The 23,019-nt window shown below is 53.4% G+C and carries 26 protein-coding genes, 1 other RNA gene and 1 other annotated feature; of the genes, 13 read left to right on the plus strand and 14 right to left on the minus strand.

Annotated elements, in window-relative coordinates:
- Nucleotides 1-177 precede the first annotated feature (177 nt).
- From ABLV30_RS22880 to smpB, 4 genes are all read right to left on the minus strand, one after another.
- Nucleotides 178-825: a hypothetical protein gene (locus tag ABLV30_RS22880; protein ID WP_209419752.1), complete on the minus strand. Its 648-nt coding sequence runs from the start codon at nt 823-825 to the stop codon at nt 178-180.
- Between the two features lies 1 nt (nt 826).
- Nucleotides 827-2,074 carry an integrase domain-containing protein gene (locus ABLV30_RS22885; protein WP_182409820.1) on the minus strand — a complete coding sequence of 416 codons (1,248 nt, stop codon included), beginning with the start codon at nt 2,072-2,074 and terminating at the stop codon, nt 827-829.
- Between the two features lie 166 nt (nt 2,075-2,240).
- Nucleotides 2,241-2,604, minus strand: a transfer-messenger RNA (tmRNA) gene (gene ssrA / locus ABLV30_RS22890).
- 144 nt (nt 2,605-2,748) lie between these two features.
- Nucleotides 2,749-3,231 carry an SsrA-binding protein SmpB gene (gene smpB, locus ABLV30_RS22895; RefSeq protein ID WP_004104655.1) on the minus strand — a complete coding sequence of 161 codons (483 nt, stop codon included), beginning with the start codon at nt 3,229-3,231 and terminating at the stop codon, nt 2,749-2,751.
- 149 nt (nt 3,232-3,380) lie between these two features.
- On the opposite strand from smpB, the gene ABLV30_RS22900 reads away from it, so the two are divergent.
- Together ABLV30_RS22900 and ABLV30_RS22905 are read left to right on the plus strand one after the other, a co-directional pair.
- Nucleotides 3,381-3,818 (plus strand): type II toxin-antitoxin system RatA family toxin, encoded by a 438-nt coding sequence (locus ABLV30_RS22900; protein ID WP_004123817.1) that lies wholly within the window; start codon nt 3,381-3,383, stop codon nt 3,816-3,818.
- On the plus strand, nt 3,808-4,098 hold the full coding sequence (locus tag ABLV30_RS22905) for an RnfH family protein (RefSeq protein WP_128334942.1): 291 nt from the start codon (nt 3,808-3,810) through the stop codon (nt 4,096-4,098). The genes ABLV30_RS22900 and ABLV30_RS22905 overlap by 11 nt, the downstream gene beginning before the upstream one ends.
- Nucleotides 4,099-4,164: 66 nt before the next feature.
- On the opposite strand, the gene bamE is transcribed toward ABLV30_RS22905, so the two are convergent.
- The 3 genes from bamE to nadK all read right to left on the minus strand — a co-directional run bounded on the left by bamE (nt 4,165) and on the right by nadK (nt 7,280).
- Nucleotides 4,165-4,506, minus strand: coding sequence for an outer membrane protein assembly factor BamE (gene bamE, locus ABLV30_RS22910; RefSeq protein ID WP_004123807.1), 342 nt, complete (start codon nt 4,504-4,506; stop codon nt 4,165-4,167).
- Between the two features lie 147 nt (nt 4,507-4,653).
- Complete coding sequence (gene recN, locus ABLV30_RS22915; protein WP_148851929.1) at nt 4,654-6,315, minus strand: DNA repair protein RecN; 1,662 nt, start codon at nt 6,313-6,315, stop codon at nt 4,654-4,656.
- A gap of 86 nt (nt 6,316-6,401) precedes the next feature.
- The gene (nadK, locus tag ABLV30_RS22920; protein WP_004123797.1) at nt 6,402-7,280 is read right to left on the minus strand and encodes an NAD(+) kinase; all 879 of its coding nucleotides are present in this window, start codon (nt 7,278-7,280) and stop codon (nt 6,402-6,404) included.
- 125 nt (nt 7,281-7,405) lie between these two features.
- Here nadK and grpE point away from each other — a divergent pair, with 125 nt between their 5' ends.
- Nucleotides 7,406-7,996 (plus strand): nucleotide exchange factor GrpE, encoded by a 591-nt coding sequence (gene grpE, locus ABLV30_RS22925; protein WP_004853330.1) that lies wholly within the window; start codon nt 7,406-7,408, stop codon nt 7,994-7,996.
- Between the two features lie 64 nt (nt 7,997-8,060).
- Here the strand turns inward: grpE and ABLV30_RS22930 are convergent, their stop codons facing one another.
- Nucleotides 8,061-9,350, minus strand: a complete 1,290-nt coding sequence (locus ABLV30_RS22930; protein ID WP_025107352.1) for an HlyC/CorC family transporter — start codon at nt 9,348-9,350, stop codon at nt 8,061-8,063.
- Nucleotides 9,351-9,368: 18 nt separating this feature from the next.
- Nucleotides 9,369-10,160 (minus strand): inner membrane protein YpjD, encoded by a 792-nt coding sequence (locus ABLV30_RS22935; protein ID WP_004853326.1) that lies wholly within the window; start codon nt 10,158-10,160, stop codon nt 9,369-9,371.
- A 164-nt stretch (nt 10,161-10,324) separates the two neighbouring features.
- Here ABLV30_RS22935 and ffh point away from each other — a divergent pair, with 164 nt between their 5' ends.
- The 7 genes from ffh (at nt 10,325) to ABLV30_RS22970 (ending at nt 15,927) form a co-directional block, all read left to right on the plus strand.
- Nucleotides 10,325-11,692 (plus strand): signal recognition particle protein, encoded by a 1,368-nt coding sequence (gene ffh, locus ABLV30_RS22940; protein ID WP_004123779.1) that lies wholly within the window; start codon nt 10,325-10,327, stop codon nt 11,690-11,692.
- Between the two features lie 236 nt (nt 11,693-11,928).
- Nucleotides 11,929-12,177, plus strand: coding sequence for a 30S ribosomal protein S16 (gene rpsP, locus ABLV30_RS22945; protein WP_004123777.1), 249 nt, complete (start codon nt 11,929-11,931; stop codon nt 12,175-12,177).
- An 18-nt stretch (nt 12,178-12,195) separates the two neighbouring features.
- Nucleotides 12,196-12,744 (plus strand): ribosome maturation factor RimM, encoded by a 549-nt coding sequence (rimM, locus tag ABLV30_RS22950; protein WP_014226441.1) that lies wholly within the window; start codon nt 12,196-12,198, stop codon nt 12,742-12,744.
- 45 nt (nt 12,745-12,789) lie between these two features.
- Nucleotides 12,790-13,557, plus strand: a complete 768-nt coding sequence (gene trmD / locus ABLV30_RS22955; protein WP_004104636.1) for a tRNA (guanosine(37)-N1)-methyltransferase TrmD — start codon at nt 12,790-12,792, stop codon at nt 13,555-13,557.
- Nucleotides 13,558-13,596: 39 nt separating this feature from the next.
- On the plus strand, nt 13,597-13,944 hold the full coding sequence (gene rplS / locus ABLV30_RS22960) for a 50S ribosomal protein L19 (RefSeq protein ID WP_004104634.1): 348 nt from the start codon (nt 13,597-13,599) through the stop codon (nt 13,942-13,944).
- 120 nt (nt 13,945-14,064) lie between these two features.
- The gene (locus ABLV30_RS22965; protein WP_265800449.1) at nt 14,065-14,502 is read left to right on the plus strand and encodes a DUF2946 domain-containing protein; all 438 of its coding nucleotides are present in this window, start codon (nt 14,065-14,067) and stop codon (nt 14,500-14,502) included.
- A 54-nt stretch (nt 14,503-14,556) separates the two neighbouring features.
- Nucleotides 14,557-15,927, plus strand: a complete 1,371-nt coding sequence (locus tag ABLV30_RS22970; RefSeq protein ID WP_265800450.1) for a PepSY-associated TM helix domain-containing protein — start codon at nt 14,557-14,559, stop codon at nt 15,925-15,927.
- A gap of 4 nt (nt 15,928-15,931) precedes the next feature.
- Here ABLV30_RS22970 and ABLV30_RS22975 read toward each other — a convergent pair whose 3' ends face one another.
- From ABLV30_RS22975 to ABLV30_RS22985, 3 genes are read right to left on the minus strand one after another with little or no spacing between them, the layout of a single operon-like run.
- Nucleotides 15,932-16,414, minus strand: coding sequence for an OmpA family protein (locus tag ABLV30_RS22975; protein WP_014226437.1), 483 nt, complete (start codon nt 16,412-16,414; stop codon nt 15,932-15,934).
- A gap of 11 nt (nt 16,415-16,425) precedes the next feature.
- Nucleotides 16,426-17,649 (minus strand): diguanylate cyclase DgcN, encoded by a 1,224-nt coding sequence (gene dgcN, locus ABLV30_RS22980; protein ID WP_014839238.1) that lies wholly within the window; start codon nt 17,647-17,649, stop codon nt 16,426-16,428.
- Nucleotides 17,642-18,151, minus strand: a complete 510-nt coding sequence (locus tag ABLV30_RS22985; RefSeq protein ID WP_004853313.1) for a YfiR family protein — start codon at nt 18,149-18,151, stop codon at nt 17,642-17,644. Before ABLV30_RS22985 ends, dgcN begins: the two co-directional genes overlap by 8 nt.
- Before the next feature lie 344 nt (nt 18,152-18,495).
- Here ABLV30_RS22985 and aroF point away from each other — a divergent pair, with 344 nt between their 5' ends.
- The 3 genes from aroF (at nt 18,496) to ABLV30_RS23000 (ending at nt 21,638) form a co-directional block, all read left to right on the plus strand.
- Nucleotides 18,496-19,566 (plus strand): 3-deoxy-7-phosphoheptulonate synthase AroF, encoded by a 1,071-nt coding sequence (gene aroF, locus ABLV30_RS22990; RefSeq protein ID WP_014226435.1) that lies wholly within the window; start codon nt 18,496-18,498, stop codon nt 19,564-19,566.
- A gap of 9 nt (nt 19,567-19,575) precedes the next feature.
- On the plus strand, nt 19,576-20,697 hold the full coding sequence (tyrA, locus tag ABLV30_RS22995) for a bifunctional chorismate mutase/prephenate dehydrogenase (RefSeq protein ID WP_014226434.1): 1,122 nt from the start codon (nt 19,576-19,578) through the stop codon (nt 20,695-20,697).
- 68 nt (nt 20,698-20,765) lie between these two features.
- Nucleotides 20,766-21,638: an SMP-30/gluconolactonase/LRE family protein gene (locus tag ABLV30_RS23000; RefSeq protein ID WP_032751928.1), complete on the plus strand. Its 873-nt coding sequence runs from the start codon at nt 20,766-20,768 to the stop codon at nt 21,636-21,638.
- Here ABLV30_RS23000 and pheA read toward each other — a convergent pair.
- Nucleotides 21,635-22,795: a bifunctional chorismate mutase/prephenate dehydratase gene (gene pheA / locus ABLV30_RS23005; RefSeq protein ID WP_004853306.1), complete on the minus strand. Its 1,161-nt coding sequence runs from the start codon at nt 22,793-22,795 to the stop codon at nt 21,635-21,637. The genes ABLV30_RS23000 and pheA overlap by 4 nt on opposite strands.
- Nucleotides 22,796-22,825: 30 nt before the next feature.
- Nucleotides 22,826-22,950: a sequence feature (Phe leader region), on the minus strand.
- A complete protein-coding gene (gene pheL, locus ABLV30_RS23010; protein ID WP_101706155.1) occupies nt 22,902-22,949 on the minus strand; it encodes a pheA operon leader peptide PheL in 48 nt (15 codons plus the stop codon). Its footprint overlaps the feature before it by 48 nt.
- Nucleotides 22,951-23,019: the final 69 nt, after the last annotated feature.

The raw sequence follows: 23,019 nt of genomic DNA on the forward strand, positions 1-23,019 counted from the left end.
CTGTGTCATCATCACACTGATTTACTTCCAGTATTAAGTACAACTATCAGTTAGTTGAGGATTGAGTCTTTGCAGGAGTACCCACATTAATCTTTATGAGAGCTGCTGCCAAGTTGACTAACTATATAATAAGTTTCAAAATTTAACTGGCTTTCTACACCCATTAGCAAACATCAACTAACTACATTCCTTTTCCCGCCCCATCTTCATCACCTCATAAAATGTCCCCCGCCCAAGTCCATCTGACGACAATTCCCGCTCCTGCGCCAGAGCCTTCAGCTTTCGAAGTATCCGATCCGAAGCCGGTTTATCAGACGTCCCATACCGTCCGTCAGTCTCCTCAACCAGAAGTTGAACCAGTAACCAGCAGAGCCTGGCAGTATTCTCCCGTGCCTTGTCGCGCTTATGTATCCCACGCTGGGAAGGTTGTGCTGAAGTAGTGATATCCGGCAGCGCATCGTCGCCGAGCGTCTTCAGCCACTTGCGGCCACGGCTATTACGCGACAGTTTCATCACCGCCTTCAGGCTGCGGTCTTTCACTTCTGGTGGCGTCAGTTCGTCATCAATAAGCCGCCAGGCTAGCGCGAACATTTCATCGGCATAGAACATGCGTTTGTTCGCCGGGGCGCTGACCATGCCAGTGGCTTTGATAGTGCGGCTGATGGCATCGTGCAGGATACGGTAATTCTCCTGATGTTCTTCCGGCAGGGCGTTTGCTGGTTGGGAAGCATCGAGGCCGAGAAGCAGAAGGGCGAGATGCCGCGCTTCCAGCAGCGGCATATCACATTCCCGTTCAAACAGATTCTGACGAATGGGACTGGTCACATTATTCTCCTTCCACGATCCGCAGCGGTTCTTCTTCACCGAGCAATGCCTGCCGTCTGGCGGCATCAACGTAGTTTCCCCACCACTGCATCAGTGGTCGCCTTTGTTCCAGATAGTCGCTGCGGTTGTAGGCCGCTTCGATCTCGTCTTCTTTCTGGTGTGCCAGCGCAGATTCCAGTACTTCACGGGGAAAATGACCTGCACCCGCTGTTCTGGCGATGCTGCGCATGCCGTGGGCGACCAGTTCACCGCCGAACCCCATACGGATAAGCGCGGCGTTCGCGGTCTGCTGGTGCATATGCTCCAGGGGTTTGCGGATGCTGGGGAAAACCCACGGGCGATGGCGGCTGACTGGTTCCATAACCTGAAGAACGCGCAGCGCTTGTTTGCTGAGCGGCACCGTGTGCGAACGGTTCATCTTCATAAAGGTGTCAGGGATACGCCATTCCGCTTTTTTCATATCGATGTCGCACCAGCGGGCGCTAACGGCTTCGCCGGGGCGAACCCAGGTCAGTAGCTCCCATTCGATAAGGCAGCGGGTTTCCTTGCGGATAGAGGCGCTCTGTAGCGCCAGCATTAGCCTGCCCAGTTCGCTGGGGTGAAGGGCGGGCATATTCTGCTTTTTCGGTTTCTTGAAGCGGGCGACCAGGTTGTCAGCTGGATTGAACTCGATGAGCTCTTCGGAGATGGCGAAGCGGAAGATTTCATTGAGTCGTGAGATAACCCGGCGCAGCGTTTCGAGGATACCCTGTTCTTCCAGCGGTGTGAGGTGCTCCTTGAGCATCTTAGGGCGGATCTCGGTGACGGGCGTACTGCCCAGAGAAGGGAAGACGTGCATCTCCAGCGAGCGCCAGACATCTTTGGCGTGATCTTCGCTAAGATCGCTGGTCCGTTTTTTCTCTTTGAGCCACTGTTCCGCAACTTTTTCCAGCGTGCATTCATTCTGGAGTCGTTGCTCCTCTGCAACCTGCTCCAGATGGGCCTGCGGGTCGATGCCCTGCACAAGTAAACGCCGGTATTGCAACCTGAAATCTCGCGCCATGGCGAGGGTGACTACCGGGTAGGGGCCAATGCTGATTTTGGTCCGTTTTTTCAGCGCCGGGGGAGCGTATTCGAAGTACCAGATCTTTCTGCCGGATGGCTTAATCAACAACGCCAGTCCGTCGCCATCGCGCAGCATATACTCAGTCTTCTGCGGTTTGGCGGCAGCGATCTCGGTATTGGTTAGGGATTTCAATACCTTAGGCATGTTTTTGCACCTTGTTTTTTTAGCGTTCAGGCAACGCGGTACAAAACAAGATACATAATGCTCAAGATTCATACAGAGATCATGACCACACATGCAACAAAAAAGCCTGCAACTCGTTGAAGTTACAGGCTTTTTTAAGGTTCATGATGCATCATGAATGAATGTTTGGTGGAGCTGGCGGGAGTTGAACCCGCGTCCGAAATTCCTACATCCTCGGTACTACATGCTTAGTCTGTCTTTACATTCGCCTGGCACCTGCGGACGGACACGCCACTACCAGACTAGCCTGATTAGTTTTAACGCTTCAACCCCAGGCAGGGCTTCCACGCGATCTCTTTTGGGTTTGACCTCTCTTTGATCCCCGTCTTAAGAGCGGAAGCTAGGGAGAGAGGGCTCAGAGCAGGTTATTAAGCTGCTAAAGCGTAGTTTTCGTCGTTTGCGACTATTTTTTTGCGGCTTTTTACGAGGCCAACCGCCCCTCGGCATGCACCTTGGGTTTCGCAAATCCCGTCGAATCCAGAATCAGCCCCAATGTGTACGGTGAGTATAACAGATTTATGAATGTGCTTACCAGTCCTCGTTTTGAGGATTATGGCGTCAGGTTGGGTGAAAAATCAGCATCAACAACGATATAGCATCAGGGCCAGCAAAACTGACCCTGACAGGAAGGGGAATTAACGACCGGCGTGTTTCATAATTCGGGCTTTATCTACCGCCCACTCGCGGTCTTTGATATCGGTACGCTTGTCGTGCTGTTTCTTACCTTTCGCTACGCCGATTTTGACTTTGCACCAGGCATTCTTCCAGTACAGAGAAAGAGCAACCACGGTGTAACCTTCGCGGTTGATGCGCCCGTACAGGGTATCCAGTTCGCGCTGGTTGAGCAGAAGCTTACGGGTACGCGTCGGGTCGCAAACGTAATGAGTGGAAGCAACGGCCATTGGCGTAAAGTTGGCGCCAAACAGATAGGCTTCGCCATCTTTTAAAATGACATAGCTATCGCCAATGTTGGCTTTACCTGCGCGGAGAGATTTTACTTCCCATCCCTGCAGGGCAAGACCAGCCTCGTATTCATCTTCGATAAAGTATTCATGACGAGCGCGTTTATTCAGCGCAATGGTGGCTGATCCAGGTTTGTGGGCTTTTTTCTTAGTCATAGTATCCTGAAGTCATCGTCTTAAAACAGTCGTACCTCAATCTTCCCGCGAGGCGTAATGGGCTATCTTAGCACGAGTTGCGGTACAGCGTTTTTTTTAGCAGCAGATAAATGATATTATTTACACCGTGTTTATATGTGGAACCTGCTATGCCTCAGATTAGCCGTACCGCCCTGGTGCCGTTCAGTGCGGAACAGATGTACCAACTGGTAAATGATGTGAAGTCCTACCCTGATTTTCTGCCGGGCTGCACCGGTAGCCGGGTTCTGGAGCTCGGTCCGACGCAAATGACCGCGGCGGTTGACGTCTCCAAAGCGGGTATCAGCAAGACCTTCACAACGCGAAATACGCTGACCAGTAACCAAAGTATTCTGATGAGTCTGGTCGATGGTCCGTTCAAAAAGCTGATTGGCGGCTGGAAGTTTATTCCCTTAAGCCCGGAAGCGTGCAAAATTGAGTTCCATCTCGATTTTGAATTCACTAATAAGCTGATTGAAATGGCCTTTGGTCGCATTTTCAAAGAGCTGGCCATGAATATGGTGCAGGCGTTCACGACCCGCGCTAAAGAGGTCTACAGTGTCGGCTAAAATCGTGGTTGAAGTGGCCTACGCATTGCCGGAAAAGCAGTATCTGCAAAGCGTTAAGCTGGAGGAGGGCGCGACGGTCGAGCAGGCGATCGTGGCCAGCGGCCTTCTGGCGCTGCGTGATGATATCGATCTGACGAAGAACAAAGTGGGGATTTATAGCCGCCCGTCTAAGCTTCACGATCGGGTCCACGATGGCGATCGGGTAGAAATCTATCGGCCGCTGATTGCTGACCCAAAAGAGCTGCGCCGGCAGCGGGCGGAGAAAAGCGCCGGAAAGTAACCGTTTCGCACGAAGATGCAGATATAAAAAAAGCGCTCATTGAGCGCTTTTTGCGTATTGATAGCTTTACTCCGCCGTCAGGGCAGGTTTGTTATCAATGTTGGTCAGCACACCGCTGCTGTTGAAGGTCAGGGTAAGCGTCTGCTGGGTAACTTTCTCATGCCCAGGCTGCTGACGGAAAACGTAGAACCAGGTATTGGTGCCAAACGGATCCGACATCATCGGGGTACCAAGAGCATAGGCAACCTGTTGTTGCGTCATGCCGACGCGGATTTTTGCTACATCGGTTGGTGCCAGATAGTTACCTTGGTTGATGTCAGGACGGTAAACCACTCGTTCCAGAGTGGAACAGCCTGCGGTCAACATAAGAAGAACCGCTGCGGCAGCAGTCAGCATTTTACAGCGCATAGTGATTTGATTCCTTTTTGGGCCCGAGCAGTACGTGGCTCATCTGTAATATGCCGATGATAATAGACCTTTGCCCGGTTGGGAACCTTCGGCTGCAGGTCTGTCGGCAATTTGCTGTTCACTATGACTCTGTGAAAATCAAAAAGTTTACGCGGCGAGCAACTCTTTCGCGTTTGCCAGGGTGTTACGAGTGACTTCACTACCGCCCAGCAGTCGGGCCAGTTCCTGCAAACGAGCGCGTTTATCCAGAGGGTGCATATGCGTCTCGGTCATTTCACCGTCGGTTTCCTTGCAGACGAAGAAATGGTGATGTCCGCAACCGGCAACCTGCGGTAAGTGGGTAACGCACATCACCTGGGTTGATTCACCCAATTGACGCAGCAGCTTACCGACGACCGCCGCCGTAGGGCCGCTGATGCCGACGTCCACTTCATCGAAAATCAGCGCCGGAGTTTCCATCTTACGCGCGGTGATGACCTGAATCGCCAGCGCAATACGAGACAGCTCGCCGCCGGAGGCAACTTTAGCAATCGGCTGCAGCGGTTGACCCGGGTTAGTGGTGACGCGGAATTCGATATGGTCTGCGCCTTCAGCCGTAAGATGGCGCTCATCAAACGCGACATCAATGGAGAACACCCCATGCGGCATCGAAAGTGAGTGCATACTCTCCGTAATGAGCTGAGTCAGCTCATCGGCGCTATTTTGGCGTAAGGCATGCAGCTGTTTCGCTGTATCCAGCGCCAGCTGATGATGCTCCACAACCCTCTGGCTGAGTGATTCCAGAGAACCCGCGCTATCATCCAGCATACGCTGTTCTTCCAGCAGTGACTGGTAAAGGTCAGGAAGCTCTTCGGGCGTAATTTGATGCTTCCGCGCGAGGGCAATTTGCCGGGAGATACGCTGTTCCAGCTCAAACAGGCGGTTCGGATCGAGATCGAGTCGGTCATGATAATGGCGCAGTTCGTCCGTGGCTTCGCTAAGCTGAATAGACGCTTCTTCGAGCATATCGAGTACCCCGGAGAGCTTACTGTCCATACCAACCAGCTCGCTGACCAGCTGCTTCGCGGCGTAGAGTTGGCTTTGCAGGTTGGATTCTTCGCCGTCTGCCAGCACCGTCAGCGCATGCTGGCAGGTAGTCAGCAGCTGACCGCTGTTAGCAAGGCGTTTGTACTCTTCATCAATTTGCTCAAATTCGCCCGACAGCGGGTTGAACTCGTTTAGCTCTTTTAACTGATATTGCAGCAGGTCCGCACGCGCTGCGCGCTCCTGGCTTTGCTGCTGATGCTGCGCCAGATCGCGACAGCTTTTATGCCACTGACGATAGCGCTCTGCCATAAGCTGAGTAAGCGCATACTCACCGGTATAGCCATCAAGCAGCGTTTTCTGGTGTTCGGGTTTAGTCAGTAACTGGTGGGCATGTTGGCCGTGGATCTGGATTAGCAGCTGACCGAGCTCACGAAGCTGGGATAAAGGGACTGCCGTACCGTTAATAAACCCGCGAGAACGGCCGTCTGCGCTGATGACGCGACGAAGTAAACACTCACGCCCGCTTTCAAGCTGGTTCTGTTCCAGCCAGCGCTGCGCGGCAGGCGTGTCCTTCAGGGAGAAACGGGCGCACAAATCAGCCCGGCTGGCGCCTCTGCGCACCATGTCGGCTTCCGCCCGACCACCGAGGCACAGCCCCAGCGCGTCGATAGCGATCGATTTACCGGCGCCGGTCTCGCCGGTAATGGCGGTCATCCCGCTGTGAAAATCGATTTCCAGCTCACGAACGATAGCAAAATTACTGATAGTGAGTTGTGCCAACATAGCTGCCTTCCTGTATGAAAAACCATTACTGTGTTTTCGTACAGTATAATGTGGTTTTTTATCCAGTAAAGGGGCTGGCTATAAAATCAGAACAATTTTTTCGACCAGCCAAGCTTGGTGCTTAATGTATTGAAATAGCTGTAATCTTTTGGATGAATGAGATTGAGGTGATAGTCACAGCGGCGGATCAGCACATCTTCACCATCCTGAATCGGCAGCGCTATCTGGCTATCGCAGCTAATCTCGAGGTCGCTACAGCGTTGAGAAAAGCGCAGGCGAATCGTGCTGTCACCGTTGATCACCAGCGGGCGTGCCGACAGCGTATGCGGGAACATGGGGACCAGAGTGATAGCATCCAGCGAAGGCGTGAGGATCGGCCCGCCGGCGGAGAGGGAATAAGCCGTGGAGCCGGTTGGCGTGGAGATAATCAGGCCATCGGAGCGCTGAGAGAAAGCAAACACCTCATCAATGTAGACTTCAAACTCGATCATATGCGCCACTTTGCCAGGGTGCAGGACGACTTCGTTAATCGCCGTGCTGATGCGCTTCTGGCAATCCTGCTGACATACCTGCGCTTCCAGCAGGAAGCGTTTTTCGGCGATATAGTGGCCTTCGAGGACATCGGCGAGCTGCTGTAGCGCGTTATCCGGGTCGAGGTCGGTCAGAAAACCGAGGTTACCGCGGTTAATCCCAATAACGTTAATGTCGTAGCGGGCCAGCGTCCGCGCTGCGCCGAGCATATTGCCATCACCGCCCACCACGACGGCCAGGTCTGCCTGCTGGCCGATTTCCGCCAGCGTCCCGGTCTTCACATTGCTGAGCTGCAGTTCATGAGCAATTTGCTGCTCAACCAGCACTTCATAACCTTTGCCGGACAGCCAGCGCCAGAGCATTTCATGTGTGGTCAGCGCGGTTGGGTGACGAGGGTGTCCCACAATGCCTATACACTTGAAGTGGTTCTTCATGATCTGGATGTCCTTGCGTTAAATGAATAGTGACAATCTGGCTGCGTTCCCTTGAAACCAGGAAACTGATCCCCATAATAAGCGAAGTTAGCGAGATGAATGCGAAAAAAAACGCGGAGAAATTCATGAGTAGTAAAGAACAGAAAACGCCTGAGGGGCAAGCCCCGGAAGAAATTATCACGGAGCAGCACGACGACGTTGAGGCGGTAGAGCCTGAGGTTTCGGCTGAGCAGGTGGATCCGCGCGATGAAAAAATTGCGAATCTGGAAGCTCAGCTTGCTGAAGCGCAGAAGCGCGAACGTGAAGTATTGCTGCGTGCGAAAGCCGATGAAGATAACCTGCGCCGCCGCACCGAGCTGGATATCGAAAAAGCGCATAAGTTTGCGCTGGAGAAGTTCGTTAACGAGCTGCTGCCGGTCATCGACAGCCTGGATCGCGCGCTGGAAGTCGCTGATAAAGCTAACCCGGATATGGCGCCGATGGTTGAAGGTATCGAACTGACGCTGAAGTCCATGCTCGACGTGGTGCGCAAGTTCGGCGTGGAAGTGATTGGCGATACTAACGTGCCGCTGGATCCGAACGTACATCAGGCCATTGCGATGGTTGAGTCTGAAGACGTTGCGGCAGGTAACGTTCTGGGCGTGATGCAAAAGGGTTATACCCTGAACGGCCGTACTATTCGCGCGGCGATGGTCACCGTGGCGAAAGCGAAGTAAATAAGCGAAACGGCTACCGCGAGGTAGCCGTTTTTCTATTCCCCTCAGCCAGGCCCCAGGGTTGCTATGACTCGGCCACGCTTTCGCGAATGGGTTTTACCGGCATCACTTTCACCCTTTTAATCATATTCTCCTGAACATCAAGAATATCGATATCATACTGTTCGATGCGTACGCGTGTGCCCGGAGCGGGGATCTCTTCAAGTGCTTCCAGGATAATACCGTTAATGGTTCGCGCTTCATCTTCCGGCAGATGCCAGTTAAAAGCCTTGTTGATTTCACGTACGTTGGCGGTACCGTCGATAATCACTGAACCGTCGTTAAGCGGCGTCACCTCTTCAGCAAGCGTAGGCGACATTGAAGTCGTAAAATCGCCAACGATCTCTTCGAGGATATCCTCAACCGTGACCAGACCCTGAATATCTCCATATTCATCAACAACCAGGCCCACTTTCTTCTTATTGCGCTGGAATTTCACCAGTTGCGTACTGAGCGGCGTACCTTCCGGCACGAAGTAAATTTCATCGGCGGCGCGCAGCATGACTTCTTTCGTGAACTCTTTTTTCTCCGTCATCAGGCGATAAGCTTCGCGAACCCGCAGCATGCTGATGGCATCGTCCAGCGAGTCGCGGTACAGCACAATGCGTCCGTGCGGAGAGTGGGTCAGCTGGCGGACAATGGATTTCCAGTCATCGTTAATATTGATACCGACAATATCGTTGCGCGGGACCATGATGTCGTCAACGCTGACTTTCTCGAGGTCAAGAACGGAGAGCAGCATGTCCTGATTGCGGCGGGAGATTTGCGAGCGTGATTCATTAACGATAGTGCGCAGTTCATCCTTGCTTAAGGCCCCGCTCACGACGATATCGGTTTTTATACCCATCATGCGCATCAGAATGCGAGTAATGGTGTTGAGCAACCACACCAGCGGCATCATCAGGATTTGCAGCGGCGCGAGCAGCAGGCTGCTGGGATAGGCGACCTTTTCCGGATAGAGCGCGGCAATGGTTTTTGGCAGCACTTCGGCAAACACCAGCACCACAAACGTCAGGACGCCGGTGGCAATGGCGACGCCGGCATCCCCATACAGGCGCATACCGACAATGGTGCCCAGCGCCGAGGCAAGAATGTTGACGAGGTTATTGCCAATAAGGACCAGACTAATGAGACGGTCAGGTTTGCGCAGCAGCTTTTCGACACGTTTTGCCTGACGATTGCCCTGCTTGGCCATATGACGCAGGCGATAGCGGTTCAGCGTCATCATGCCGGTTTCAGAACCGGAGAAATAGGCGGAGATGACCACCATGACGATCAGCGTCACGATCAGCGTGGTGGTGGAGATATGTTCCACTTGGGATTCCTTAAAGACTTAGCTCATGAACTGTTGCAATACGCGGCTACCAAAGTAGGCCAGCGTCAGCAGCCCCGCGCCAGTCACGTTAAACCAGACGACCCGGCGTCCGCGCCACCCTTCATGATAGTGGCCCCAAAGCAGGACGATATAAACGAACCACGCAACGATAGACAGCACTGCTTTATCAATGTTTTCCGCACTAAATAGGTTGTGCATGTAAAACAGCCCGGTACACAGCGTCAGGGTTAACAGAACCACGCCTATCTGGGTGATATGAAACATTTTACGTTCAATGCTCATCAGCGGCGGCATTTCGCTACTGAAGGTCAACTTTTTATTCTTCAGCTGATAGTCAATCCACGCCAGCTGCAGCGCGTAAAGCGCAGCGATAATCAGCGTAGCATAAGAGAAGAGCGACAGGCCGATATGGACCAGCATCCCCGGCGTGGTTTCCAGATGCGTGATGTACTCGTTCGGCATAAAGGTAGCGAACGCGAGGTTGATTAAGGCGAAGGTGTAGACAATGGGTAGCAATAGCCAGCCGCGATTACGCGATGCGACGATGGTCATCACCGTACAGATCATCAGGCTGACCAGCGATCCCACGTTTAATAGACTGAGATTTTGCCCGCTTTCGCCGCCGGGAAAAATGCGTGACTCCAGCGCGAAGGCGTGACAAATCAACGCAATAGTTGCGGAAAGAATCGCCATCCGCCGCCAGCTGCTGTTTTTTTGCAGCAGACCAGGGACGATCAGCGCGAGGCTGATGGAGTAGGCGACAAGGGCGAGTAGAGCAAAAACAGGCATAGGGGTGTCGACTGTTGACTAAATAGTAAAGAGAAGCAGTATAGCGTCACGCGACTCTGGCTCCAACCGTTGCAGCACATTCGCGTTTATGTCGTGTTATACTGCGCCCATTCCGTTTTTGTGTCGCTGCGGCGACCGACCGTTTCCACCTCAGGCGAGAGACAATGTTTGATAATTTAACCGATCGTTTGTCGCGTACGCTGCGCAACATTAGCGGCCGCGGACGCCTTACTGAAGACAATATTAAAGATACCCTGCGCGAAGTGCGTATGGCGCTGCTGGAGGCGGACGTTGCTCTGCCTGTGGTACGTGATTTCATCAACCGCGTAAAAGAAAGCGCGGTAGGTCATGAAGTCAACAAAAGCCTGACCCCGGGCCAGGAGTTCGTCAAAATCGTGCGCAACGAACTGGTTGCCGCGATGGGCGAAGAGAACCAGGCGCTGGATTTAGCCGCGCAGCCGCCAGCCGTGGTGCTGATGGCCGGTTTGCAAGGGGCGGGTAAAACCACCAGCGTCGCGAAGCTGGGTAAATTCCTGCGTGAAAAGCACAAGAAGAAAGTCCTTGTCGTTTCCGCTGACGTCTATCGCCCTGCGGCGATCAAACAGCTGGAAACGCTGGCCGAGCAGGTTAGCGTTGATTTCTTCCCGTCTGACGTGGGTCAGAAGCCGGTTGATATCGTTAATGCCGCGCTGAAAGAAGCGAAGCTCAAATTCTACGACGTGCTGCTGGTGGATACCGCCGGTCGTCTGCACGTTGATGAAGCGATGATGGATGAGATTAAGCAGGTCCATGCGTCTCTCAATCCAGTAGAAACCCTGTTTGTTGTCGATGCGATGACCGGCCAGGATGCGGCGAACACGGCGAAAGCCTTTAACGAAGCCCTGCCGCTGACCGGGGTCGTGCTGACCAAAGTGGACGGCGACGCCCGCGGCGGTGCGGCGCTGTCGATTCGTCATATCACCGGCAAGCCGATTAAGTTCCTCGGCGTTGGCGAGAAAACCGAAGCGCTGGAGCCGTTCCATCCGGATCGTATCGCTTCCCGTATTCTCGGCATGGGCGACGTCCTGTCGTTGATCGAAGATATCGAAAGTAAGGTCGACCGCGCGCAGGCTGAAAAGCTGGCCTCTAAGCTGAAAAAAGGCGACGGTTTTGACCTGACCGATTTCCTTGAACAGCTGCGGCAGATGAAAAACATGGGCGGTATGGCCAGCCTGATGGGCAAGCTGCCGGGCATGGGGCAGATACCGGACAACGTTAAATCGCAGATGGATGATAAAGTTCTGGTGCGTATGGAAGCCATCATCAACTCGATGACGCTGAAAGAGCGCGCAAAACCGGAAATTATTAAAGGTTCGCGCAAGCGCCGCATCGCCGCAGGCTGCGGAATGCAGGTGCAGGATGTGAACCGGCTGCTCAAGCAGTTTGACGATATGCAGCGCATGATGAAGAAGATGAAGTCGAAAGGCGGCATGATGAAGATGATGCGCGGAATGAAAGGAATGATGCCGCCAGGGTTCCCCGGAGGCCGATAGGCTGGTCGCCATTTCTGCCGGGGCGCGCTTCTTTTCTGACACATGGTTGGCGCATTCTGGCTATGACTTATACTCCGGTACCCAATTTAAGGGTACCGGAGTCGCCCTTCCACAGCAGAGTTTATAACTGCTGATTGCAATTTCCCCAGAAATCAGTAAAATTTTCGGGCTTTTAATATGACACCGGGCTCCGTTCCTCGATGGGGCCCGGTGTTTTATTCACACAAGAGGATGTTATGGTTACTATTCGTTTAGCACGTCACGGCGCGAAAAAGCGTCCGTTCTACCAGGTTGTTGTTACCGACAGCCGTAATGCACGCAACGGTCGCTTCATCGAGCGCGTTGGTTTCTTCAACCCGATCGCTTCTGCGACCGAAGAGGGAACTCGTCTGGATCTGGATCGTATCGCTCACTGGGTTGGCCTGGGCGCTACTGTTTCCGATCGCGTAGCTGCGCTGATCAAAGCCGCTAACAAAGCAGCTTAATCTGTCACGGTGGTCATGATGAGCAAGCAACACACCGCACAAGCACCTGTTGAACCGATTGTATTGGGCAAGATGGGTTCTTCCTACGGTATCCGTGGTTGGCTCAGAGTGTTTTCCTCCACCGAAGACGCCGAAAGCATTTTTGACTATCAGCCCTGGTTTATCCAGAAGGCGGGTCAGTGGCAGGTTGTTGAGCTGGAAAGCTGGCGCCACCACAATCAGGATATCGTCATTAAGCTGAAAGGCATTGACGATCGCGATGCAGCGAATCTGTTGACTAATTGCGAAATTGTCGTGGATTCATCGCAGCTGCCTGCGCTTGAAGAGGGTGACTACTACTGGAAAGACCTGATGGGCTGCCAGGTAGTGACCACGGAAGGCTATAGCCTCGGCAAAGTCATCGACATGATGGAAACCGGGTCTAATGACGTTCTCGTCATCAAGGCAAACCTGAAAGATGCATTTGGTATCAAGGAGCGGCTGGTTCCGTTCCTCGATGGGCAGGTTATCAAGAAAGTCGATCTCGCTACTCGTACCATCGAAGTAGACTGGGATCCTGGTTTTTAAATTCTCCGAATAAACGGTAAAAAACGGCACTATGGGGATTGGCTTGTGTTTATAGGTATCGTTAGCCTGTTTCCTGAAATGTTCCGCGCAATTACCGATTACGGGGTAACTGGCCGGGCAGTAAAAAATGGCCTGCTGAGCATCCAGAGCTGGAGTCCTCGCGATTTCGCTCATGACCGGCACCGTACCGTGGACGATCGTCCTTACGGCGGCGGACCGGGGATGTTAATGATGGTGCAACCTTTACGGGATGCCATTCATGCAGCAAAAGCCGCGGCAGGTGAAGGCGCAAAGGTGATTTATCTTTCACCTCAGGGACGCAAGCTTGATCAAGCGGGCGTCAGCGAACTGGCAACAAATCAGAAGCTGATTTTGGTGTGCGGTCGCTATGAAGGCGTAGATGAGCGCGTAATTCAGACCGAGATTGATGAAGAATGGTCAATTGGCGATTACGTTCTCAGCGGTGGTGAGCTACCGGCAATGACGCTGATTGACTCCGTTTCCCGGTTTATTCCGGGGGTGCTGGGTCATGAAGCTTCAGCAATCGAAGATTCGTTTGCTGAAGGATTGCTGGATTGCCCGCACTATACGCGTCCTGAAGTGTTAGAAGGTATGGAAGTACCGCCGGTATTGCTGTCGGGAAACCATGCTGAGATACGTCGCTGGCGTCTGAAGCAGTCGCTGGGCCGTACCTGGCTTAGAAGACCTGAACTTTTGGAAAACCTGGCTCTGACTGAAGAGCAAGCAAGGTTGCTGGCAGAGTTCAAAAAGGAACTCGCGCAACAGCAACATAAACATGATGGGATGGCGTAAGCCCCCAATATCAGTTTACCCAGGATAAGAGATTAAATTATGAGCAACATTATTAAGCAACTTGAACAAGAACAGATGAAGCAGGACGTACCTTCCTTCCGTCCGGGTGATACCGTGGAAGTGAAAGTATGGGTTGTTGAAGGTTCCAAAAAACGTCTGCAGGCATTCGAGGGCGTGGTTATCGCTATTCGTAACCGCGGTCTGCACTCTGCATTCACTGTTCGCAAAATTTCCAACGGCGAAGGCGTTGAGCGTGTCTTCCAGACTCACTCTCCGGTAGTTGACAGCATTTCTGTCAAACGTCGTGGTGCTGTGCGTAAAGCTAAACTGTACTACCTGCGTGAGCGTACCGGTAAGTCTGCTCGTATCAAAGAGCGTCTTAACTAAGATTCGCTTTCGCGACATCCTGAATGAGAGGGCTGGCCTGATGGGCCGGCCCTTTTTTTATCTTTATTTTAACCATTCCATTGCGAATCATTTACAATACGTCCCTCATGGGGAGGGACGGTGGTCAGCAATATTTTTCATCACTCAGCATTACAACGGCGGGCCGTATGGCTGGCGCTGTTTGCGATCCTGCTGATCGTGGTGGCGCCGTTGATCTCCATCTCCCTGCAAAAAGATCCGATGAGTGGCATGCACCACGCAATGATGGGGATGCCGGAAGGTATGCCATCACATCAGATGTCCATGACGCATACCGATGCCTCGATGCCGGAACACGCGCACAGCGTGCCGCTCGATCATGCTGAAGCCTGTGGCTACTGCGTACTGTTAGCTCATGTTCCGGGCCTAATTTTCGCGCTGGTGCTGCTGCTCAGCCTGATGCTTCGACGCCAGCGAGCCCCGGTTTCCCGCCCGGAGAGGAAACGCTGGCATGACTTTACCTGGCTTTATCCCCACACCCGCGCGCCACCGCGTCCGTCTGCTTTCTCCCTTACATAAAAAATAATGTGCGCACTGCGCAACGTTCTCTTTTGCTTTAAAAAAAGGAAAAGTATGACTACCTGCACCTCGCGCGCGGCATGGCTGAACCTGCTGCGTCGTCTTCATTTCTATATCGGATTGTTTATCGGGCCGTTTATTTTTGTGGCGGCCCTGACCGGTACGCTATATGTTGCCACCCCTCAGCTGGAAAACTGGCTCTATCGTGATGCTCTGTACGGTACGTTGACTGGGGAAAAACAGCCGCTAAGCGCGCAAATTACCGTAGCGACGGAGGCCATTCAGGGAAACCTCCGCCTGCATGCGGTTCGGCCGGGGATAATGGCTGGCGATACGACCCGAGTGATGTTTATTGACCCGACCCTTGGCGAGTCGGAAACGCGGGCAATTTTTGTCGATCCGGTGACGCTACGGGTGACAGGCGATATGCCGGTTTACGGCACCAGCGGTATTTTGCCCCTGCGTCAGTGGATTGATTATGCCCATCGCTCTTTGCTGCTGGGTAACTTCGGCCGACTGTACAGCGAGCTGGCAGCCTCCTGGATGTGGGTTGCCGCTCTGGGCGGGATCGCGCTGTGGTCGATGACCCGGCCTCGTCGTCGTATAAATAATAGAGTGCAGAATAACCGCCGCCTGCACGTTTCTCTCGGCTGGGTGCTGCTGGTCGGTATGTTGTTATTCTCTGCGACCGGTTTAACCTGGTCGCAATGGGCCGGTAGTCACGTCGATAGGATGCGTGCCGCCTTTGGCTGGCTGACGCCGCAGGTGAATACCCAGCTGGAAAGTGCCGCTCCGGCCGCTCACGATCCGCATGCCGAACATCATGTGGGACATGGAGCAATGGGGGAGATAACGGCGCAGTTGCGCGTAGAGGATTTTGACCCGGTTCTGCTGGCTGCCCGCGCGGCGGGGCTGGATGCCGGCAAGCTGGAGATTCGACCGCCGTCGGGTGCCGGGCGCGCGTGGACGGTAAATGAAATCGACAGAAGCTGGCCAACCCGGGTTGATGCTGTCGCGATCGATGGTGCAACGATGCAAATCGTGGACCGCACTCATTTTTCCGACTTTCCGCTCATGGCTAAGCTGACCCGCTGGGGCGTTGATTTCCATATGGGAATTTTGTTCGGTCTTGCTAACCAGCTACTGCTTATCGCATTCGGAACCGCACTCTGCGTGATGATAGCGGTGGGGTACCGGCTGTGGTGGATTCGTCGCCCGGCGCGCGCGGCGTTTAACCCGGCCAATACGTTGATACAGGCGTGGTTTGGCTTAGCGTGGCCTGCTCGTTTGCTGACTGCTGTTATTGCGGTGTTGTTGGGCCTGGCGCTGCCGCTCATGGGGAGCAGCCTCGTGCTATGTCTCGCCGTTGATTATCTGCGCTGGCGCTCAGCAACGGCGGTGATAGCGGCTAAACCAGTCGAATAGGTGTTTAAGGCGTGCTGATAACCACCGTGACGCGGCGGTTTTCAGCGCGCCCTTTCGCGGTATCGTTGCTGGCTATAGGATACTTTTTCCCGAGTCCGCGAGTGGTCAAGTTTGCGCGCGGAATATTCGCCCCTTCGGCCCAGGCATCCGCCACGCTGTTAGCCCGCTTAAGCGATAGCATTTCGTTGTAGCTGTCTTCGCCGTAATTATCAGTATGACCTTCAAGGCGACTATGGGTAATACCGGTACTCGCCAGACGTGAAGCCATTGTGCGAATTTGCTGTTTGCTTTCGGCACGCAGATGATAGTCGTTTTTATCAAACAGGATGGTATCAGATATTCCTAATAACCAGTCGCCGTTGGTTTCAGTAAAGCCATATGACTTCATTGCTGCAATTTGTTCTGCCGAGAATTTTCCTTGCGGAGCCTGGCAGCCGCTAAGAAAAAGTGCGGCCAGTAAAGCAGGAGCAAAATATTTTCCGATCATGGTGATTCCTTTTATTTTTGCGTTTGCTGTAAGCGCTGGTGTTTCATCCGATACATATTTTGATCGGCAAGCTCTTGCAGATTTTCCGCTGAGGTATGTTCCCAGGTTAAAGCGTAACCAATGCTCAGTGACAGGCTGGCGGTGTGGCCATTGTGTAGATTAAACGGCGGGATAAACTGTTCGGACAACGCGCTGCACAGTGCCCGAACTTCGGTTTCTGAATGAACATCCCGTAGCAGAACGGCAAATTCATCGCCGCCGAGACGCCATGCCTGATGCTGTTTACCGACAAAGGCCATCAGGCGGCTCGCGACCTCAATTAACACTTTATCGCCGGCTGCGTGGCCCCAGTTGTCGTTAATAAGCTTGAAGTTATCGCCATCAAGAAATAACAGCGCAGAATGACTTTGGGCGGTTTCATCCTTCATCAGATCATTAATGACATTCCGGAAAGCCGCTCTGTTAGCCAGCCCGGTTAGCGGGTCGTGTAATGAACTGCGCAGGAGCTGGGCGTTTTTAGCCTGAAGCTGCCGCTGCCAGTCCTCCATTTCACCCAGCAGGCTATTGAAGTCCTGGGCGAACAGGTGGAATTCTTCAATGCGCTCTTCGGGCACCCGGCGGGAGAAATGGCGATTTTCGCGGATGTCATGTACCACCTCGGTAATGCTCTGTAACGCTGCCACAATGCCGCGATGCAGCGAGTGGGTAAGGAGCAAAGCGATGCAGGAAGCCAGAAAAATGCTGCCGGTGAGCACAATAATAGAGATACCAAGAAAATAGCTTATCAATCTGTCCAGCGCGGTCAGACGGAGTTCACCGATAATTTTTCCCTGGTGCAGGATAGTTTGCACCGTGGGTTTCGGGAAGAGCCATTTGCTGATGACGTCGCTGATTTTATCCTGACTGACCAGACCATCGTTATGCCATGAGGCGAAGGGTCTTTGCCGGCCATCGACCAGAATTGCTTGAGAAAATTGCCCCTGTCTGCCCAGAGTGGCCAGCGTGTCTTCAGCCGCTGCGCTATCGCCAAAAACGAGCGCTGCTTCCAGGCTACGGCCCATGGTGGCAGCGGTAAGTTCCAGGTTTTTTTGGGCGTATTGCTTGAGTGTAAATATGGAAGCGGTGCAGAGTAACAGCCAGACCAGTGTCATAGAGATCACCACGCTTATCATGCTGATACGGCGCAGCGCTCTTTTAAATGTGGGGCGCGGGGCCTGAGAAAAATCCTTATTCATGTGATGTTTTCCGGGCAAGCATCAGCACCTCGGGATTAACCCGAACGCCGCTGTGCGTCAGTACATCCAGATTTACGGAAAATCTGACTCTCTCATTGTTGATGAGCAGGCAAAAAGCGCTGCCAATAGAGCAATCGGTGTTTTGTTCCGCAATAAGTAATAGGGGCCGGTTTCCATATTTGGCCGTAAATTCAGACTGTTGGGTCGGCGATTCACTGCCAAAATAAAAACCATCGCAGGTCGTCTGTAAGGCTTCTTGTGTATTACGAACAATCACGGGTTTATAAGGCAATATTTCCGGAGCGTCTTCGGCCAGGCTATGGATATATCGTGATGTTGAAAAAATACAGAGCCTTGGAGGACCGGATAATTGCGGCCAGCGAGTATAAGTCACGATCCCCGAAACGATTGTCCGAACATTTTCAGACGGTCCGGAGGCAACAGCAGAGATACCCACGAGTGATAGTACTAAAGTCAAAAAGAGACGGTGAAGAACAGTCATTACGGTTCCGTCAGATTGTCATAGCGTGGGGGATGCAGATTGCTGAAACCCGGGCGAAGAATAGCATTGTTGAGGAAAATCGTCATTAGCCAGCCTCGCCGCTTTGAGATAATTCTTACCAGGATTTTTCGTAAAAGAAATTCGTGGAAGCAGGGAAAAACTGGCGTTTAATGACTCACTGTAAATAATTTGATACGCATTGAGTGAAATGCAGCGCGATTTAATTTCCGTGTGTAAAGTAAAATTTACGTAATATGGATTGAAATCTTTACTCTGTGTGGTATCGTTACGTCATCCTCGCTGAGGCAATAACTATCGCAAACGAGCTATACAGGATCGCAATCATGCAAAAAGACGCGCTGAACAACGTACACATTACCGACGAACAGGTTTTGATCACTCCGGATCAGTTGAAGGCTGAATTCCCTCTGAGCGTTGAGCAGGAGGCGCAGATCGCGCAGTCTCGCCAGACCATCTCCAACATCATCGCCGGCCGCGATCCGCGTCTGCTGGTGGTATGTGGCCCTTGTTCGATCCACGATCCTGAAACCGCCATTGAGTACGCTCGTCGTTTTAAAGCCCTTGCCGAAGAGGTCAGCGATAGCCTCTATCTGGTCATGCGCGTCTATTTTGAAAAACCCCGCACCACCGTTGGCTGGAAAGGGCTGATTAACGATCCGCATATGGATGGTTCGTTTGATGTGGAAGGCGGCCTGAAGATTGCGCGCCGTCTGCTGGTTGAACTGGTCAATATGGGGCTACCGTTGGCGACGGAAGCGTTGGATCCAAACAGTCCTCAGTATCTCGGCGATCTGTTTAGCTGGTCTGCTATCGGCGCGCGTACGACCGAATCCCAGACTCACCGTGAGATGGCTTCTGGCCTGTCGATGCCGGTAGGGTTTAAAAACGGCACCGATGGCAGCCTTGCCACGGCAATTAACGCAATGCGCGCTGCCGCGATGCCGCACCGTTTCGTCGGCATCAACCAGGCCGGACAGGTGTGCCTGCTGCAAACGCAGGGCAACCCGAACGGTCACGTCATTCTGCGCGGCGGGAAAGCGCCAAACTACGGCCCGGAAGATGTTGCGAAGTGTGAAAAAGAGATGACTCAGGCGGGACTGAAGCCATCGCTGATGGTAGATTGCAGCCATGGGAATTCTAATAAAGACTACCGCCGTCAGCCTGCGGTTGCGGAATCCGTGGTCGCGCAGATTAAAGATGGTAACCGTTCCATTATTGGTCTGATGATTGAGAGCAATATCCACGAAGGTAACCAGTCCTCTGAGCAGCCGCGTTGCGATATGAAATACGGCGTCTCAGTGACCGATGCCTGCATTAGTTGGGAAACCACCGATGCACTGCTCCGCGAACTTGATAAGGATCTGCGAGGCCATCTGGCGGCTCGTCTGGCGTAAGAGGATGATATGGTTGCTGAACTGACCGCATTGCGCGATCAAATTGATGAAGTCGATAAGGCGCTGCTGGAACTGCTGGCTAAGCGCCTGGAGCTGGTAGCGGAAGTCGGAGAGGTTAAAAGCCAATATGGCCTGCCAATTTACGTTCCTGAACGTGAATCGGCGATGCTGGCGTCCCGGCGCGAGGAGGCTGCTGCGCTTGGGGTCCCGCCGGATCTTATCGAAGATGTTTTGCGTCGCGTCATGCGGGAGTCTTATTCCAGCGAAAACGATAAAGGTTTTAAAACGCTTTATCCGAACCTGCGTCCGGTGGTGATTGTTGGCGGCGGCGGGCAAATGGGGCGTCTGTTTGAGAAAATGCTGACGCTTTCCGGATATCAGGTTCGTATCCTTGAAAAAGACGACTGGTCGCGGGCGGAAGAGATTGTCGCCGATGCCGGTATGGTTATCGTCAGCGTGCCGATTCATATCACGGCGGCAACGATTGCTCAGCTGCCACCGCTGCCGGCGGACTGCATCCTGGTCGATTTGGCCTCGGTGAAAGCGGAACCGCTGCAGGCGATGCTGGCCGCGCACAAAGGTCCGGTATTGGGGTTACACCCCATGTTTGGGCCGGACAGCGGCAGCCTGGCGAAGCAGGTGGTGGTGTACTGCGATGGCCGCCAGCCCGAAGCGTATCAGTGGTTCCTGGAGCAAATTCAGGTCTGGGGCGCGCGGCTCCATCGTATCAGCGCCGTCGAGCACGATCAGAATATGGCCTTTATTCAGGCGTTGCGCCACTTTGCGACCTTCGCTTACGGCCTGCACCTGGCCGAAGAGAATGTGCGTCTTGAGCAACTTCTGGCGCTGTCGTCGCCTATTTATCGTCTGGAACTGGCGATGGTTGGCCGGCTGTTTGCCCAGGATCCGCAGCTCTATGCTGACATTATTATGTCCTCGGAAAATAATCTGGCGCTGATTAAGCGATACTACCAGCGCTTCGGTGAAGCTATCGGCCTGCTGGAGCAGGGGGATAAACAGGCGTTCATCGATAGCTTCCGTAAGGTTGAGCACTGGTTCGGTGACTATGCCCAGCGCTTCCAGAGCGAAAGCCGGACGTTGCTGCGCCAGGCAAATGATAATCGGCAGTAAGTCGTCAAACACGTATACAATAAAGCCAGAGGGGTGACCCGCTGGCTTTTTTTATAGGGATGAAAACGATGGCTGAACCACAACCGCTGTTTGATTACACCGGGCATTTACCGGAATGTCCGACCTGGAGCGAAGCCGAACAGGCATTGTACTGGGCCGATATTATGGAATGCGAGATTCATCGCTACGACGTGCAGACGGGTGAACATCAGGTTCTGCAATTTCCCGAGGAGCCCGGCTGTTTTGCCCTGCGCGAGAAGGGCGGTTTTATCGTCGCTTTACGCAGCGGTATCTGGCTCACTGATGCGCATGGTCTTCTACAGCGCAAAGTCTGCGATAACCCCAGCAACCCGCAATTAGCGCGCTTTAATGATGGTGGAACCGATCGTGACGGCCGCTTTTATGCCGGGACTTTCTGGGGGCCGGGAGATTTTAATGGCGCGCTCTTAGTGCGCATCGATAACGATCTCTCCCCGCAGGTTATCCAGTGCGATATTCACGGCGCTAACGGTCTGGCGTTTAGCGAAGACAAACGTTGGATGTATACCTCGGATACGCCAAATGCCGTTATCTATCGAACACCTCTCGATGAGCGGGGCGAGGCGGGTAAACGTGAGGTCTTCCTGCGCTTTCAGCCGGGAGAGGGGATTCCAGACGGCGCGGCCATCGATGCTGAAGGTTGCTACTGGAGCGCGATGTTTGACGGCTGGCGTATTGCGCGCTTCTCGCCGACGGGCGAGCAGCTGGAGGAGCATCGTCTACCGGTGCGTTGCCCGACGATGGTCTGTTTTGGCGGAGCGGATATGAAGACGCTCTACATTACCACCACGCGGGAGAATATGGATGCCGAAGAAGTGGCGAAATATCCGCTTTCCGGCGCGATCTTCACCCTGCCAGTTGCCGTGGCAGGGATGAAGAAATTGCCGTTTATCGAACGTTAAACCGGGTCGACCGGTACCACGTTTTCGCTGGCATAGCAGCCCAGCACTTTCATTGAACGCGTTATCTCGGCCAGCTCTTTTAATGCCTTGCGCATTGGCAGTGATTCCAGGTTGGCCTGGATATCCAGATAAAACATCTCTTCCCACGGATTACCGTGAATGGGGCGTGATTCCAGCTTGGTCATGATCAGATTATGGTTTCGCAGCACCAGCAGCGCTTCAACCAGGGCCCCGGCTTGCTGGCCGGTGGCCATCAACAGCGTGGTTTTCGCAGGGACCTGATCGGAGACTTCCACCGCTTTACGCGCCAGAACCAGGAAGCGGGTGATGTTTTGCGTCTGGTTCGCCTGACAATGTTCCAGGACCTGCAAACCGTGCAGCGCTCCGCCTGCTTCGCTGCCCAGGGCGGCAACGGTCGGCGATTTAGCCTGAGCGACTTTTTCCATCGCTGAGGAGGTGCTGTCGGTATATTCAATGTTCCAGTGCGGATAGCGGCTCAGATACTGGCTGCACTGCTGAAACGGCTGCGGATGGCTGTAGACCGTCGTAATCTGTTGCGCATCGGTGGACGTTGAGACCAGCACGCAGTGATCGATAGGCAGCGTCAGCTCGCCCACGATGGATAAGCTGGTATGCTGCAGAAGATCGTAAACATCATTGATGCCGCCGGAACTGGTATTTTCAATAGGAACGACGGCATAGTCAGCCTGGCCGGTCTCCACTTGCTCAAAGATATCGGCGAACTTCGCGCAGCCGCTTTCGATAAACTGTTCAAAGTGGCGGGCGGCGTACTGACGAGCCGCAAGGTGCGAATATGAACCTTTAGGTCCGAGGAATGCCACCCGCGCGGAGTGCGGATTAATTTTATTCAGGTGCTGTTGCAGCAGCGTTTGTTGGGTAAGGACCGAGTCTTCAATGATCAGCTGGAACAGGCGCGTGATGTAATGGGCATCAAGATGGTGTTTTTTCCCCAGCGTCATCAGGCGTTCCAGCAGGTCCCGCTCGCGGTCGATATCCCGCACCGGCCGGTGCGATGCCAGCTTGGCTTTGCCGACCTCGACGGCCAGGCCGCGGCGCTCAGCCAGCAGCGCAAGCAGTTTCTCATCCAGAGCGCTGATCTTATCGCGTAGGGCCAGTAATGGGTTTTCCTCGGTCATATGTGTTGCCTTTCTTGTTATTGATTATCAATAAAAAAGGCCTCCCGTTTGGGAGGCCTTGTTGTTCGTCTTCGCATTCTTTATCACACGACGAATTGCCTCCCATTCAGGGGAAGGTAAAAAAGAATGCGAAGAAAAACGGGATCAGTTTCACGATGAATTCCTTGAGTTAGTGGGGATTACAGTACCTGTACTGTTTTCACTCTGTCAATAAAAAACGCGCC

It is taken from the genome of Klebsiella sp. CN_Kp113 (assembly GCF_040064585.1).
Lineage (GTDB): Bacteria > Pseudomonadota > Gammaproteobacteria > Enterobacterales > Enterobacteriaceae > Klebsiella > Klebsiella michiganensis.